This window comes from Sellimonas caecigallum (assembly GCF_019754295.1).
GTDB classification, from domain to species: domain Bacteria; phylum Bacillota; class Clostridia; order Lachnospirales; family Lachnospiraceae; genus Sellimonas; species Sellimonas caecigallum.
In genome coordinates this window covers 90,654-104,522 of record NZ_VIRV01000007.1, presented here as the reverse complement: position 1 = coordinate 104,522, position 13,869 = coordinate 90,654, and the positions used below count along the sequence as shown (strand labels likewise).

Sequence of the window (13,869 nt, the reverse complement as noted above, 5' to 3'; positions counted from 1 at the left end):
TAATACCCTGTCTTTTTGCTCTGAGGTTTCTATCCGCGAATTTTTGCCAGGATTTCTTCCTTCTCATCATCCTCAAGTTTTCCCATCTTCCAGCCAAGACCCACTTTATCGCCGTTGTATCGTGGAATCAGATGAATATGAAAGTGAAAAACAGTCTGCCCTGCTGCCGGCTTATTGTTCTGCACGATATTATAGCCATCGCATCCGAGTAATTCTGTCATTTTAGTTACCATCTTCTTTGCCAGGACAAGCGCTTTTGCCGCAATCTCATCATCCAGATCATAAAGATCCTGATAATGCTCTTTTGGCAGGATCAAAGCATGTCCCTTGGAAGCCGGACTTGCATCGAGAATTACGCGGAAATCATCGTCCTCATAAAGTGTTGCCGTCGGAATCTCACCGTTAGCTAATTTACAAAAAATACAATTTTCATCTTTCATTCTCTTACACTCCTTTTGTTATGAATTGAATATTTTCTCCACCAATGCTAAACTGAGGATATCCCTAATTCAGAAAGGTGGTTTTGTACTATGTCCTTTACACCCGATGATATGAAAAAACTCCAAGATTTTCTCAATCAAAATGACGAAGCTTCCGCCCTTTTCCAAAAACTTCTGGAAGCCCACAAATTTGAACTCCATAAAATATGCCATGAAATCCGGAATCCTCTCACGCTTGTCTCCAGCACATTACAGCTCATCGAGACACAGCACCCGGAGACAAAATCTTTTGCGCACTGGAATACACTTTGTGAGGATCTTTCCTATATCGAAAGTCTGCTGGCCGAACTTTCTCAATATAACAACAGTTCAGCTATGACGATGGAACGGTTTTCTTTTCGAAGTTTTATGGAGCGGCTTGTCCTGTCCTTTGCCGCGTCCACGGAGAACACCGCGATCGAATTTACATCTCGCCTTGGAGATCTTCCGGAAATAACCGGAGACCAGACCAAACTTCGGCAGGCATTTTTAAATCTCCTCCGAAATGCAGAGCAATCTATCGAAGGGCCGGGATCCATCTTTTTATCCGCAGACGCAAAAGATGGCGGTATCGTCGTGGAAATCCGGGATACAGGCTGCGGTATGAACTCTGAAGTACTGGAAACAGCCTTCACACCGTTCGTTACCTATAAATCCGGCGGCACCGGACTTGGTCTCCCGGTTGTGCAGAATATTATCACTGCCCATCACGGGCGTCTATCTGTAGAATCCGCCGTAGGATCCGGCACTGTGTTTTTTATCTTTCTTCCTATATAAAATCACAGCCAGCAGGAATCCCGAAACAAACCCGCCGATATGAGCAAAGTTTCCGACTCCCGTACTCGTAAATCCTGCATAAAGACTGCAAAATACCATAAAGATGATTCCTTTTCCGGATACATTTCCAATGTGTCCGTGATTTCGGATCGCTATATATAAAAGTGCGCCGATAACTGCAAAAATCGCCCCGGAGGCACCTGCTGACACTGCATATTCCCCGGTCCATAATTCTTCCGCTGCAGACAGCAGGTTCCCACCGATTCCTCCAAGAAAATAGATCAAAAGAAATTTGATTTTTCCTATCTCCAATTCCAGATTCCACCCTGTGAAAAACAGGATGACCATGTTGTTGCACAGATGTGCAAAACCAAAATGAAGAAACATACTGGTAACCAAGCGGTAGTATTTCCCGTATTGTTGCATATAGGGAATGTACAGACCGCCATGCTTCAAAATAAAGCTCCCGCTTTCTGTCATCCCCTGAAATGATAGATATAAAAAAACAATCACATTGATAAGGACAATGCCTATCGTGCATACTGCCTTTTTCTGGTAATCCATAGATACTCCCACTGCTGTCTTTCATTTGTTTCTATTATTTTAGTTTATCGCATTACCTTAGGTCTTTCAATAGTTTTTTCTTACCGAACAGCAATTCTTTTACCCGTTTCCAGCCTTGCAATTTTTCCTTTACCGTTTCCGCAAATGGCTTATCTTCTAGGCCCCAATCGTCGTACATACTGTCATCTTGTGAAGAATCCTCCGTCTCTCCGTATACATATTCTTCCACATTCCAGTCTTCGTCAGTCTCTTCCGGATCCGCATCTTTCTCCGGCTCTTCCTCTTGATCTTGCCATTCTTCTTCCTGATTTCGAAGGATTTCCTCGATAACCTGACGTATCTGATAATTTTCCCCAAGCGTCATTTTGTGAAGCGCATAGGCAATATAGATTCCTGACCGATCCTGATAATCCGCCTCCCTCACAAAGAATTCCGTAAGCTCATGGAAACCTTCCGCGATCCCTTTATCGTTCGGCGGATAATAACAGAAGCTGTATCTTCCGTTACCGAAAAAGATGCTTCTTGGGTCCATCAGAAGCTGATTGGGACTAAGCAGATAGTCCCTCATTTCTTCGATCGTGTCCAGGAGATCTGTGATGATTCCGATGATCATATCGTATGTGACCGGCTCTTTTTTTGTCATAAATTCCAGAGAATGTTTTCCCTGTATATCATACTCGTATCTGCTTCTTCCGTTGACTCCCTTTCCCTTTATTTTCAGGATTCCAGGTATGTCATTGGCTGAGATCATCTTCATCTGATAGTCCGTCTGATAAAAAGCGCCGGATTCCACCACAAAATATGCCGTGTTCAAATCTCTTTTATACCCTATTTTCCATCGCTCTTCTGCGGGATCTTCTCCAATTTTCTTATATCCCTGATTTTTTTCTGCGGCTCTGTAACTGCGGACGTTACTTCTGCCTTGATCCTCATTATATTTCTCGATGCTTGTACTGAAATCCACACATAATTGTTCTGACATTCTGATTGTACCTCTGCTCCCCGGAAAAAGATCATTTTCCCGGAAATTCTTTCTTTCAATAGTTTTTCTATATCTTCTTCCTGAAACGGTGGTTCCATACTGTTTTTTCTTGCAGCCACAGCGGCTGTCTCATATGCTGCTCCAGTCAAAATATTTTTGTCATGATAGTAAAACAAGATCAGAATGATCCCATACAAAATAAAAAGGATCATGGATGTCAAAATCGCAGCTTCCACCGTGAAACTTCCTCTTTGATATTTTTTTCTTACCATCCGATCACTCCCAGATAACCTGCCGTGAGAAAGGGGATGAAAGGAATCGATTCCTTCCGCCCTTTCTTTCGGACAAGAAGCACCGCCGCCCACATTCCTGCTCCCAGAAATGCAGTGCAAAGAATGACCGAAAGTTTCCAGATCCCAAGGTATAGTCCCAGATTAAAGATCAGCCAGCTGTCCGCATACCCAAGCGATTCTTTCGTGCATTTGCTGAGAAGAAGAAACACACCGCCAAGCAGGCTTCCCCACACATATATCCACAGGCCTTCAGACTGTATCCAAAGTCTGGAGGCCGCCGCAATGCCGCTCCCCGTAAGAAGAAGCCATCTTGGAACCTGTTTTGTCCTGATATCAAACCATGTCCCGGCTGTCATCAAAAAAAGATACAAAACCTCTGTCCCTATGAATTTCCACACTTTGAACACGCTCCTTTCCCTGCTGTCTCCGATATCGGAACTGCATAAACCTTTCTTTTTAACCCGCTGCACGACAAAGATGTATGATACCTGTCGCCGTAATCTGTCACATAGACACCCCAGCCAGCCTGACCGCCGCATTTGTCACAGGGGTAGTATTTTCCGCCTGATTGATTCCGAAGTATTTCCAGATCTGCCTGGGAAACCATACGGACAGAAAGATCCAGATAAGTACAATGCTGATCCAGATGGTAGACCGTACCGTGCTCTGTCACGTAGACAATTCTCTGTTCCGGCGACGTCGGAATAGATGAGGTATACCCATTCCAACCTTTGATGCGCATCGTCTCTTCTCTTTTTATATCAAAAATTCCAAATACAGGAATCGGGATTTTCATGGTGTATTTTGTTTTCAGAAAAAGGATCTGCCGAATCGGATCCAGATAAGATGCACTGCAGTCAATGCCTGCACTCCCTCCCCGGATCACGCTTGTGTTGATCCGACTCTCTCCTATACTCTCCACGATGTCTTTTTCCAAAGTTTCCTTATGCGCAAAAGCTGTCAGATAGGCATTTTCGGCATAACGTTTCCCGGCATACTGCATTCCAGCCCGTATATTTGTCTGTATGGCCATGATTTCCAGAAGATAGATCATAGCCAGGACTGCAAAGAGAAACAGTGGGAGAACAAATGCCGCCTCCACCGTCATACTTCCTTTTTGGAAGGAGGTAAAAGATGGTGCCTCTTTGCAGGCTGCCGGTGGTTGGGAAGAATATATCATCTTATCATGCGAATCAGAGTTTCTCTCCTTTCTCTTTTTTGTTTTTTGGTTTGGAAATTCATTTATAAACATCTGCATAAGAAATGTCATATTATTGAAACAGCCATAAAAAGGCACCATATTTTACCTCCTTTCCTCTTGTTTTCCTCATCGTATTTTTGTCTGAACAGGCAGATAGAAGGGCATTTCTCAACGATACTCGTAGTATGTTGAAAAGTGATAAGACACCCCGGATCTCAGTCTGCATCTACTTTGTATCTTCATCCTTGTGACGCATGCGTCAGCCTGGAAAAACGGGCAGTCCATCCGCATCTGCATATTCCACTCGATCAGATCCAGCATCCTCATTGTGATCGTGTCCTGCTTTTCCATAAGAAGCAGAATCTTCAGATAATCCTCATAATCAGTTCCATCGTCTTCCCCCGAATCTGTCCCGGCATCTTCGGAAGTGCCAAGTTTCAAAAGATTGGAAAGACTGAGCTTCCATGTCTCTTTTGTCTTTATGGCCGGTACCTTTTTCCCTGCCGCCAAAGCTCTCAGATCCATGATGCTTTCCCCGTATGCCCATGCTGCCAGAAGGCCTTGCTGTATGACTGGGATAAGCTCCGGATTGGCAAGCAGAGTGCTGATCACTGCTGCCAGAGCTTTTGCCTCCGCCTTCTTTTCCTCATCGCTTTGCAGATAGAGATAATTCGGTACAAACCGGATATTTTTGATCTTATCCAGCACGATCTTAAGATTCTCCATATCTTCGGTCTGTCCTGCGATGAGGTACTCTGTCTCATATTCCAGAGGCCGTTCCTCATCTGTCTTCAGATAAGTCTCAAAGTGTTCGGAAATATAGGTTAACAGATACAGTCTCTCGCCTGTGCTGTCTTCCCCGACAGCCGGGAGGCTGCCTTTTCCTTCCCTTTTTTCTCTCACAGACACTCCATCCATTCCCCGGACTGTTTTTCCGGATACTTTCTTATCTCTTGGCAGTACCATCTCCGCAATGGCCTTCCTCTTGAGATTCTGAAGAATTTCCAGCGGATTGTCCGTCTCTTCCCCATCTGCTGCGTCTGCTCCGCCTTCTTCCGGCATCTGTTCCAAAAGCTCGTCCAACATCTGATCATTCTTTTCCTGCTCTTCCTCATATTTTTTGATTTCTTCCTCCTGTCTTTTGATCTCTTCCTCTTTCTGTGTCATATCTTCTATGGCATCAATCCCGAAGCGGTTTTCCATATAGTGTTTGATCTGTATCAGAAATTCTCTTCCATTCTCATCACTCAAGAACCGGATTCCCTCGATCTCAGCCTCGTCTTCCACTGCTCCGTATATGCCTAGCCGTTTTCTGATTTTGTCTTCTCCATAGCTGCCCGTTTCGTACGTCCCGTCCAGAGCAAAAATGTCGTATTCCCGGAGCAGTTCTTTTTGATATTCGGCAAAGACCGATTCTACCGCTCTCTCCACGTCTGCTCTCCTTATATTTTTGGCAATCTGTATAGAGGCGCTCTCCAGGATTGCCATGACGAATATGAGAAGGAGCAGCAGAAAGAGACTTAACAGTACGGTAATCTCTCCCTTTTCTTTTCTTCGTACCACATTCTTTGAAATCCATTTTGCCAACCCTTTCATCCTTTTCTCAAATCGTACTGCTTTCACTTGTGATCTTTTCAAAAATTGTCTGCACCAGACTCGTAAGTTGTGACTTGAAGATGATCACAAGGCCGATCAGAACGACCAGTATCAGGATAATTTCCACCACACCGATCCCACTCTCGTCTTTCAGGCACTGAACCACTCTTTGCCACATTTCCTGCATCTTCATTCTTATCCATAACATAGTATCCTCTCCTCCTTTTCATATTCCCATAGACCAGAACGCCGGTACGACAACGATGATCAGCACGATCCCAAGCATCATGACCATAGGGGCCAAAAGTTTCGTCCCGGCTTCTTCTCCTTTTCGCCTGGCTCTCGCTTTCCTTTCTTCAAAAGCATGGATCGCCTCCAGACTCAAAAGTTCTGTAAGGCCACGAGTTCCTTTTTTCAGATTCTGGGACAGCAAAAGTCCAAGTCGCATATATTCCTGTATCTGACACCTTTTTCCGAAGTTCTCATATCCTTCTCTTTCTGAAATCCCTCCCTGCATTTCATAGCAAGTCCGTTCCATCTCTTCGTATGCAGGTCTTATCCCCATCTCCTTCTTTCTTTCCTGATAATTTCCGACAATCTTGAGCCATGCACCTTTCACTGTCATACCTGCACCAATCAGCAGGCAGAATTGTTCCAGTATCTCCGGGTAATCACTGATCAGCTGATCTTTTCTCTGCTTTCTTTTTTCCTCTTCCTTCTGCCTTCTCGCCCAGAAAAACAGCAGGAAAGCGAACGATCCGATGCCGAGGATGTGATAACCGCTGATCTGCTTTTTTGTCGTCCACTCTACCTTTCTCCCATCCACTTCTTCTGGGAGGACAAGAGCATCGTCCATCAATCCTGTTTCATCTTCTTTTTCTATCCTCCTCCTCAGCTCTTCCAGTACCTCCTCTTTATTCTCCAGATCCGGCGGGTAGAGCATGACGTCGGTTTCCCATGTTCTCTGTGCCGTCCTCTCCCCGCCCTGATGAAAGGTCAAAACTGCTGTAAGGTGGACCTTCTGCCCCTTCTCCGGAATGTCTTCCTTTAGTTCTCCTGTTGTTTCCATGTACTTATAGCTGTCCTGTTCCCACTGGATCGCAACCGGCAGCCCTTCCGCATCTGACGGAAGATGCAAATCCTTTGACACATGGCTTCTTGACTTGTTTTCCCCAAGAATACGGCTGCCAAGCTTGTCTGCTTCCCTTACCAGGATTTTTTCCATCTCCTCCTGGGTATATCCCTTTTCACTTACGTTGATTACTATCGGAATCTCTTCGCACATTCCCTCGACCGAGACAAGCACCTCCTCTTTCTTTTCCCCTTCTCCCTGAACATTTCTTTCGATCGCTCCATTTTCTACTTTGCTTGTCTTTTCTGCCAAGACAAAAACTACAAGGCTTAGTGTATTCAGAAGAAAGAAAAAGCATAGGCTTTTTCGAATGATCTTCGATCGCGTTGTTTTCTTTTGCTCGCTATGGTATTTCAGATATCCAAATCCAAGCACGCCATAAATCATAACCGTTACAAAAAGTTCCGCATATCCCATTCTCCTTACACCTCAATCCTTATGATCCTCATTCCCATCCAGAATGCGGCAAGATAGAAGAGCAGGCATGCGCTCATGACACATTTTCCGGCGAACTCTGTATACAAACGCTCTACAAAATCTGGAAAGCTCAAGGACATATAGGCGATCATCCCAAAAGGAATCGCTGCCATGATCAAAAATTCCATCTTTTTTGCTGCGATCATCGTGTCGATTTCACGGCTTACCTCTTCTTTCTCCTGTATCTGCTGCATTGTCTGTCGCACCACTTTTGCCGTACTGCCTCCGCTTTTTCTAACTGCGGCCAACACTGTCACAAAGTTCTTTACATCTTCCTGGTCCACACGGTCTGAAAATTCCTCTAAGATCTGCTCCAGGCTGACATTGATCTTCATCTGACGGGTCATGTATTCCCACTCTTTTCGGATTCGATCCTCCTTTTGATAAATGACCTTCAGCTCTTTATTTGCCTCTGCCATTGCATTCTCAAAAGAATACCCCACATTCAAAGCTGCCGACAAAGACTGCAGCGCATCGAGAAACTGTCTTCCAAACTCCCGCCTCTTTTTCTGTGTCTTTTCCTTCTCCCAGATCCGCATATATAGAATGCAGACCGGAAAAAAAAGCACTGCTCCTGCCAGGATGGACTGATAAAAAAGCCCTGCTATCAGCGCTGTGACTCCTGCCGCCTCTAATATACCTTCTACATATTCCCTTTTTTTAAAATCCTGCCGCCAGCAATTTTTCCTTTTTCTGAAGTTCATCCTTTTTAACAAGACATCCCCTTACCTTTCCGTGCTTTTTTCCTGTTTCCTCAAACCCATAGAGCGTATGCATCTGTATCTCTCCATTTTCATACCCGGTAATCTCAAGGATCTCGAGTACTTTTCTGCTTTTATCCCGCAGTCTTCCCAGGTGGATGATGATATCAATACCCGAAGCAATCTGCCGCTGCACTGCCTCTATAGGGATTTCCATCCCCATCAGCACCATAGTCTCCAGTCTGCTGATCATATCTTTCGGACTGTTGCTGTGCCCGGTGCTAAGGGATCCATCATGCCCTGTATTCATGGCCTGCAGCATATCGATCGTCTCCGCTCCTCTGACTTCGCCTACCACGACACGGTCTGGCCGCATCCGGAGCGCGGTCCGGATCAGCTCCCTTATAGTAATCTCTCCCTCTCCCTCCATATTGGCATTTCTTGCCTCCAGACTGACCAGATTGGGGAGCGACTGCAGCCGCAGTTCTGCATTGTCTTCTATGGTAATGATCCTCTCATCTTCCGGTATAAACTGGGACAGCGCATTCAGAAAGGTCGTCTTCCCGGAACCTGTCCCTCCGCTTATAAACATGTTGTACTTTGCCTTCACAAGCTTCTTTAAAAATTCCGCCGCCTCCTGGGTAATACTTCCCCAGGACACAAGCCGCTGCATCGTGATCCCTTCCTGGGGAAACTTTCGGATCGTGATGATCGGGCCGTTCAACGCCACAGGCGGAAGTACAAGATTGACACGGGATCCATCCGGCAGCCTTGCATCTACGATGGGATCCGCTTCATTGACTGTCCTGTTGCAGCCGGAGGCAATCTGCTGCGCAATATCTTCCAGCTTTTTCTTTGATGCAAATCTCTTTTCATGCTGTCTGATCCGTCCCTCCTTCTCCACAAATATGTTTTCCAAGCCATTGATCATGATCTCCGTAATCCCGTCGTCCTCAAGAAGTTCCTGCAGGATATCCAGCTTTCGAAAGGAATTAAAAAGATCTTTACCAAACTCCATCTTTGTCTTCAAAGGAAGATAGCGGTCTTTTGTGTACTCTTCCAGCACCTGATAGATCAATTCGACCAGTTCTCCATCCTCGATTTCTCTCGACAGATCCATCCTCTCCATGATCTGCTCCTGAAGCCTTTCCATGTGTGCTGACCTTGTCATACTGTAATGCCCTCTTTGCACATCCTTCTGCACCTCCCCTCATTTCTACCATCCTGGCTCTCCCTGCCAGTGCGGAATACCCAAGCTTGTCAAGCGTTTCAAAAAACTGATCCATCTTCCTCTCCTCCGCCTCTTCCTGAATAAACGGCAAATACCAAGTATCGCTCATTTTCAGAATCTCCCAAAGTCCGTGCACGCTCTCACTTAGATCCAGGATAATGTACTGATACGGACCTTTCTGGAGGATCTGGGACAGCAGGATTCCCCACTCTCCTTCTTCCACCTCTTTGAGATCCTGGCTTACCGGGATCGGAGCCAATATATCCATCCCTTCCCGCTGATACACCATAGAGGAAATCCGAAGGCCGAGATGATTCCTCTCCTGTCTGGAGTAATAGATCAGATCTGCAAGTGTCGGCCGATCCCTGTCCTCCTCCGCTGTCCCCGGGTATTCCTGCATATTGAGATACAAAACAGGACCCTTTTTCCCAAGTTCCCTTCCGAGTTTTCTTGCAAAAGCTGTTTTTCCGATCCGGTGGATGGGGGAATATACTGCGATCAGACTTTGTCCGGTTCTGTGGGGAACCTGAAACATCCCTGCCTTATCCATATCCAGGCATACTTCCATGATCCTGGAAAAGATCCTGCTTACAGACTGATATTTATAAACAGAAGTCTCCTCTTCCCCGACTTCTCTTCCTTCTTGTCCCACAAGAACAAATCTCTTTGCAGCTCTGCTTTCTTTTCTTTTTTCATAAGGGATTTCTTCTCCGATGATCATGATTTCGGCACAATGGATCTCTTCCAGAGCTTCCGCCTGTTCAAAAGAAGTACAGACTTGTATCTGCAGATCCAACTCCCCTCTCTCCGCAATCATATCAGCAAGGCGCAGCACATAAAGCTCTTCTTCCCCGCATATAATCATTTGTCTGTTCATGAAATAAAAACGCCGATTCGGCAAGAAATAGACGAGTGCTTCCCAACACTCTTTTGAATATCCGATCTCTCGGATGTATAAATGAATTCTTATTTGTGATGTGTATTATAAACCTGCCTTTTTTGTTTGTCTACCTGTTTTCTAAAAATCCTCGCTTTTTGTGAAACACTCACAAAATTTCCCACAACAAAATTCCATAAAGGAGCGCAACCCCAGGTAATCCAAGGAAACCGCTTGTCAAAAAAGAGACCAGATTGATCCCGACTGTCCTGTCCATTCCCTGGGATTCCAAAAACTGATTGATGAAAAAAATGACCGCCATCCCCACGATTACCCGCACGATGAAATTAACCACAAATCCGCTTCCTCTCTCTTTCATAGCCTTCCTTTCTTCCCTGCTAAGACGCCGGCATCTGGTATCACTTATATATATTGCGGAAAACTGGTATTTTATTCCTGTTTTTGTACATACTATACATAAATAGATGAAAGAAGGTAGTTCTTATGCAGAAAAAAACGTTGCGCCATATGGAATCAGATATCTACCGAAAAACCTCCTTCTCTGAACTGAGAAAGGAAATCGACCGCACAAAGGAAGAAATCGAAACTGCTGACAACTTGTTCCAAAACGCTTCCGATCCGGATCTCATCGACAGCTATATCTTTCAGGGAAACGCTGCGCGCAAGCGCTACAGCTTTCTGCTAAAACAAGCTAAAAACCTTTTCGTCGCTTCCTCCTGACAGTATGCCGGACATCTGATTGCCTCTTCATCCAGGTATCCGAAACTCTTATTTTTACACTGCAAAAGGACCCTCCTCCACATTCTGTGGGTGGGTCCTCTCTGTTTATCCTGTCTACAATTTGATCTTGATTTCTCTGTCTGTTCTGCGGTACTTATGATACCGTACTCCTGCTGAATCCATCATTCTCTTGGATGCAATGACCGATGCGGTATCTTCGTATTTATCGCTTTCATAGATCACTTCCTTGATCCCTGCCTGGATGATCGCTTTTGCACACTCGTTGCACGGGAACAAGGATACATAAATCTTTGATCCTTTCAGACTTCCGCCTCCATAGTTGAGGATCGCGTTCAGTTCACTGTGGACTGTATAGACATACTTCGTCTCCAGAGGGTCTTCTCCGTCTCTTTCCCATGGATATTCATCATCCGAGCATCCGTTTGGAAGTCCATTATATCCCATGGAGAGAATCTTGTTGTCCTGGCTTACAATACAGCACCCTACCTGGGTACTTGGATCTTTCGAACGCATCCCTGAGAGCATCGCGATGCCCATAAAATACTCGTCCCATGTCAGATAGTCCGCTCTTTTGCTGCTCATATTTCCGCTTCCTTTCACAATCCTGGATTCCTCTTATGCTGCCCTACTTCGTGCCGAATATCCTGTCTCCGGCATCTCCCAGGCCCGGTACAATGTACCCATGTTCATTCAGTTTTTCATCCAAAACACCGATATAGATATCCACATCCGGGTGCTCTTTTTTCATCTTTTCCACACCTTCCGGTGCCGCGATGACACAGAGGAAGCGAATATTCTTTACTCCTTTTTCTTTGAGCATTGTGATAGCCGCCGCACTGGATCCTCCTGTTGCAAGCATCGGATCTACAACAAAAACTTCCCTTTTATCGCAGTCTGCCGGAAGCTTGCAGTAGTATTCTACCGGCTCCAGTGTCTCAGGATCCCGGTAAAGACCGATGTGTCCGATTTTGGCTGCCGGGATCATGTGGAGGATCCCTTCTACCATTCCAAGTCCTGCTCTCAGGATCGGAACCACTGCCAGTTTTCTTCCTGCCAGCTCCTTTCCCTGCATTGTACAGATTGGTGTCTCTATCTCCACGTCTTCTAGTTTCAGCTCACGTGTCGCTTCGTAGCACATGAGCATGGAAATTTCCTCGATAATTTCCCGAAATTCTTTTGTCCCTACTTCTTTTCTCCTGATGTAATCAATCTTATGTCGAAGCAGAGGATGATCCATTACATGTATTCCGCCCATATTTCTCTAGCCTCCCTGTTCAGCTTGTCCGCTAAGATTTTCATGTACTGTTCCAGATTGTTGTATGCCGTCTCATACTCTTCCAGCGACTTTCCATACATGGATTCCACTTCGTCCGGCATATTGATATATTCGTTCAGTGCATATATGTTGCTGTCGAACCCATATTCGTTGACGATCTTCCATTTTTGCGCTTTTTCCATTGTCAGGATCAGTGTCTCCGGCGAGATAGCCGTCTCATCAAAAGCCAATGCCTCATGGTTTTCCGTATTGACCCCGTGTCTGCGCATCGTTTCTTCTGCTGCCGGATTCAGCGGTTCCGGAAAGAGCACTGCGATTCCTCTTGATTCGATATCGTACTCCTGGAAAAGGACCTCCGTCTGTAATATCCGCTCCGCCATCGGCCCTCGGCAGTTATCATCCTTACTTACAAAGATGATTCTCCGGTATGGCTGAAGTTTTACAATCTCGGATGCCGGTATGATCTTATGTCCCGCCGCCTTTGCAAGCCGGTTCATAATCGCCGCATCAATTTCTTCTCCCGAAAAAGCTTCACTGTAAATGATGTCCACATTTTCTTCATCGAATTCCCTCAGAACTCCATACAGATTTTTTGTGATGGTCTTTCTGTTTTCCCTGCTACCGATACTTTTCACAATGCCGTATGTATAGTCCTTCATTGTCTCAGCAGTGGCAATGATACCAATCCTGTATGGCTCTCCGTTTTCTTTTTTTCCAAATTTAACCTTATCGTAAGTAAGTTGTTTGATGGCACGCACAGCGTCAAAAGGATCCCCCTCGATCAGAACCATCTGTGCTTTCGGTGCATAATGGCGATATTTCATTCCCGGCGCTTTCGGAATCTGTGTACTGTCATCGGAGAGAATCGTCTTGTCTATATCTACTTCCCCGACAACTTCCTCCAGCATCTCTTTTGTGACTGCACCTGGCCGCAAGATCACAGGTGGGACGGATGTCATATCCAGGATGGTAGATTCCACCCCGATATTGACGCTGCCTCCGTCCAGGATCATATCAATTTTTCCATCCAGATCTTCCGCTACATGCTGAGCCATCGTAGGACTTGGCCGCCCGGAGGTATTGGCACTCGGTGCAGACACATATCCGCCTCCTGCACGTATAAGTTCTCTTGCAATCTCATCATCCGGCATGCGGACAGCTACCGTGTCAAGTCCTCCCGTCGTTCCGTACGGTACTTTCTCACTCTTTCGGAAAATCATTGTAAGAGGACCCGGCCAAAACCTATCCGCAATCTTGGCTGTGTCCTCCGGAATCTCTTCTATAATGTCGTACAATGCTTCCTTCTCTGCGATATGAACAATCAATGGATTGTCTGAAGGCCTTCCCTTTGCCGCGTATGTCTTTTTCGCCGCCTCCTCATCAAGCGCATTTGCACCAAGCCCATATACCGTTTCTGTCGGAAACGCGACAAGGCCGCCTTCTTTTAATATTTTTCCCGCTTCTTCTATCACTGTCCTGTCGATCGCTGTTCTATCGATTTTTTCTATTCTTGTTTTCATG

General features: G+C 45.6%; 18 protein-coding genes. 2 read left to right on the top strand and 16 right to left on the bottom strand.

Annotation, left to right across the window (positions count from 1 at the left end; translation table 11 throughout):
• Positions 1-29: 29 nt before the first annotated feature.
• The gene (locus FLB61_RS06705) at positions 30-440 is read right to left on the bottom strand and encodes an HIT family protein (RefSeq protein ID WP_087202240.1); all 411 of its coding nucleotides are present in this window, start codon (positions 438-440) and stop codon (positions 30-32) included.
• A 90-nt stretch (positions 441-530) separates the two neighbouring features.
• Between FLB61_RS06705 and FLB61_RS06700 the strand changes: the two genes are divergently transcribed.
• Complete coding sequence (locus tag FLB61_RS06700) at positions 531-1,256, top strand: two-component system sensor histidine kinase NtrB (RefSeq protein WP_221919727.1); 726 nt, start codon at positions 531-533, stop codon at positions 1,254-1,256.
• Here FLB61_RS06700 and FLB61_RS06695 read toward each other — a convergent pair.
• From FLB61_RS06695 to FLB61_RS06645, 12 genes are all read right to left on the bottom strand, one after another.
• The gene (locus tag FLB61_RS06695; RefSeq protein ID WP_221919726.1) at positions 1,197-1,820 is read right to left on the bottom strand and encodes a rhomboid family intramembrane serine protease; all 624 of its coding nucleotides are present in this window, start codon (positions 1,818-1,820) and stop codon (positions 1,197-1,199) included. The two genes, FLB61_RS06700 and FLB61_RS06695, sit on opposite strands and share 60 nt — an antisense overlap.
• Positions 1,821-1,872: 52 nt before the next feature.
• The gene (locus tag FLB61_RS06690) at positions 1,873-2,634 is read right to left on the bottom strand and encodes a DUF6382 domain-containing protein (RefSeq protein ID WP_221919725.1); all 762 of its coding nucleotides are present in this window, start codon (positions 2,632-2,634) and stop codon (positions 1,873-1,875) included.
• Between the two features lie 14 nt (positions 2,635-2,648).
• A complete protein-coding gene (locus FLB61_RS06685; protein WP_221919724.1) occupies positions 2,649-3,074 on the bottom strand; it encodes a TadE family protein in 426 nt (141 codons plus the stop codon).
• Positions 3,068-3,493, bottom strand: a complete 426-nt coding sequence (locus tag FLB61_RS06680; RefSeq protein ID WP_221919723.1) for a prepilin peptidase — start codon at positions 3,491-3,493, stop codon at positions 3,068-3,070. Before FLB61_RS06680 ends, FLB61_RS06685 begins: the two co-directional genes overlap by 7 nt.
• Positions 3,478-4,395: a TadE/TadG family type IV pilus assembly protein gene (locus tag FLB61_RS06675; protein ID WP_246599145.1), complete on the bottom strand. Its 918-nt coding sequence runs from the start codon at positions 4,393-4,395 to the stop codon at positions 3,478-3,480. The genes FLB61_RS06680 and FLB61_RS06675 overlap by 16 nt, the downstream gene beginning before the upstream one ends.
• A 69-nt stretch (positions 4,396-4,464) precedes the next feature.
• Entirely contained in the window at positions 4,465-5,883 is a 1,419-nt protein-coding gene (locus tag FLB61_RS06670) for a DUF5702 domain-containing protein (protein WP_221919722.1), read from the bottom strand.
• 16 nt (positions 5,884-5,899) lie between these two features.
• On the bottom strand, positions 5,900-6,100 hold the full coding sequence (locus FLB61_RS06665) for a Flp1 family type IVb pilin (RefSeq protein ID WP_330620377.1): 201 nt from the start codon (positions 6,098-6,100) through the stop codon (positions 5,900-5,902).
• Positions 6,101-6,118: 18 nt separating this feature from the next.
• Positions 6,119-7,441, bottom strand: a complete 1,323-nt coding sequence (locus tag FLB61_RS06660) for a type II secretion system F family protein (protein WP_221919721.1) — start codon at positions 7,439-7,441, stop codon at positions 6,119-6,121.
• A gap of 5 nt (positions 7,442-7,446) precedes the next feature.
• On the bottom strand, positions 7,447-8,205 hold the full coding sequence (locus FLB61_RS06655) for a type II secretion system F family protein (RefSeq protein WP_087210183.1): 759 nt from the start codon (positions 8,203-8,205) through the stop codon (positions 7,447-7,449).
• Positions 8,162-9,322, bottom strand: coding sequence for a CpaF family protein (locus FLB61_RS06650; protein WP_246599149.1), 1,161 nt, complete (start codon positions 9,320-9,322; stop codon positions 8,162-8,164). Before FLB61_RS06650 ends, FLB61_RS06655 begins: the two co-directional genes overlap by 44 nt.
• Entirely contained in the window at positions 9,207-10,310 is a 1,104-nt protein-coding gene (locus FLB61_RS13020; protein WP_246599144.1) for a P-loop NTPase family protein, read from the bottom strand. The genes FLB61_RS06650 and FLB61_RS13020 overlap by 116 nt, the downstream gene beginning before the upstream one ends.
• A 169-nt stretch (positions 10,311-10,479) precedes the next feature.
• Positions 10,480-10,689: a pro-sigmaK processing inhibitor BofA family protein gene (locus FLB61_RS06645; protein ID WP_087202221.1), complete on the bottom strand. Its 210-nt coding sequence runs from the start codon at positions 10,687-10,689 to the stop codon at positions 10,480-10,482.
• Between the two features lie 125 nt (positions 10,690-10,814).
• Between FLB61_RS06645 and FLB61_RS06640 the strand changes: the two genes are divergently transcribed.
• Positions 10,815-11,051 carry a YaaL family protein gene (locus FLB61_RS06640; protein WP_246599143.1) on the top strand — a complete coding sequence of 79 codons (237 nt, stop codon included), beginning with the start codon at positions 10,815-10,817 and terminating at the stop codon, positions 11,049-11,051.
• Positions 11,052-11,165: 114 nt separating this feature from the next.
• On the opposite strand, the gene FLB61_RS06635 is transcribed toward FLB61_RS06640, so the two are convergent.
• From FLB61_RS06635 to FLB61_RS06625, 3 genes are read right to left on the bottom strand one after another with little or no spacing between them, the layout of a single operon-like run.
• Positions 11,166-11,654 (bottom strand): deoxycytidylate deaminase, encoded by a 489-nt coding sequence (locus FLB61_RS06635; protein ID WP_087202255.1) that lies wholly within the window; start codon positions 11,652-11,654, stop codon positions 11,166-11,168.
• 43 nt (positions 11,655-11,697) lie between these two features.
• Entirely contained in the window at positions 11,698-12,327 is a 630-nt protein-coding gene (gene upp, locus FLB61_RS06630) for a uracil phosphoribosyltransferase (RefSeq protein WP_087213060.1), read from the bottom strand.
• Positions 12,309-13,868, bottom strand: a complete 1,560-nt coding sequence (locus tag FLB61_RS06625) for an L-threonylcarbamoyladenylate synthase (RefSeq protein ID WP_221919720.1) — start codon at positions 13,866-13,868, stop codon at positions 12,309-12,311. Before FLB61_RS06625 ends, upp begins: the two co-directional genes overlap by 19 nt.
• Position 13,869: the final 1 nt, after the last annotated feature.

What these genes read in the sequence shown, in the direction of transcription:
- FLB61_RS06655 (WP_087210183.1), bottom strand. Translation starts at nt 8,205, where the DNA reads ATGAACTTCAGAAAAAGGAAAAATTGCTGGCGGCAGGATTTTAAAAAA.
- upp (WP_087213060.1), bottom strand. Translation starts at nt 12,327, where the DNA reads ATGGGCGGAATACATGTAATGGATCATCCTCTGCTTCGACATAAGATT.
- FLB61_RS06700 (WP_221919727.1), top strand. Translation starts at nt 531, where the DNA reads ATGTCCTTTACACCCGATGATATGAAAAAACTCCAAGATTTTCTCAAT.
- FLB61_RS06685 (WP_221919724.1), bottom strand. Translation starts at nt 3,074, where the DNA reads ATGGTAAGAAAAAAATATCAAAGAGGAAGTTTCACGGTGGAAGCTGCG.
- FLB61_RS06660 (WP_221919721.1), bottom strand. Translation starts at nt 7,441, where the DNA reads ATGGGATATGCGGAACTTTTTGTAACGGTTATGATTTATGGCGTGCTT.
- FLB61_RS06645 (WP_087202221.1), bottom strand. Translation starts at nt 10,689, where the DNA reads ATGAAAGAGAGAGGAAGCGGATTTGTGGTTAATTTCATCGTGCGGGTA.
- FLB61_RS06675 (WP_246599145.1), bottom strand. Translation starts at nt 4,395, where the DNA reads ATGGTGCCTTTTTATGGCTGTTTCAATAATATGACATTTCTTATGCAG.
- FLB61_RS06705 (WP_087202240.1), bottom strand. Translation starts at nt 440, where the DNA reads ATGAAAGATGAAAATTGTATTTTTTGTAAATTAGCTAACGGTGAGATT.
- FLB61_RS13020 (WP_246599144.1), bottom strand. Translation starts at nt 10,310, where the DNA reads ATGAACAGACAAATGATTATATGCGGGGAAGAAGAGCTTTATGTGCTG.
- FLB61_RS06695 (WP_221919726.1), bottom strand. Translation starts at nt 1,820, where the DNA reads ATGGATTACCAGAAAAAGGCAGTATGCACGATAGGCATTGTCCTTATC.
- FLB61_RS06635 (WP_087202255.1), bottom strand. Translation starts at nt 11,654, where the DNA reads ATGAGCAGCAAAAGAGCGGACTATCTGACATGGGACGAGTATTTTATG.
- FLB61_RS06625 (WP_221919720.1), bottom strand. Translation starts at nt 13,868, where the DNA reads ATGAAAACAAGAATAGAAAAAATCGATAGAACAGCGATCGACAGGACA.
- FLB61_RS06640 (WP_246599143.1), top strand. Translation starts at nt 10,815, where the DNA reads ATGCAGAAAAAAACGTTGCGCCATATGGAATCAGATATCTACCGAAAA.
- FLB61_RS06650 (WP_246599149.1), bottom strand. Translation starts at nt 9,322, where the DNA reads ATGGATCTGTCGAGAGAAATCGAGGATGGAGAACTGGTCGAATTGATC.
- FLB61_RS06665 (WP_330620377.1), bottom strand. Translation starts at nt 6,100, where the DNA reads ATGTTATGGATAAGAATGAAGATGCAGGAAATGTGGCAAAGAGTGGTT.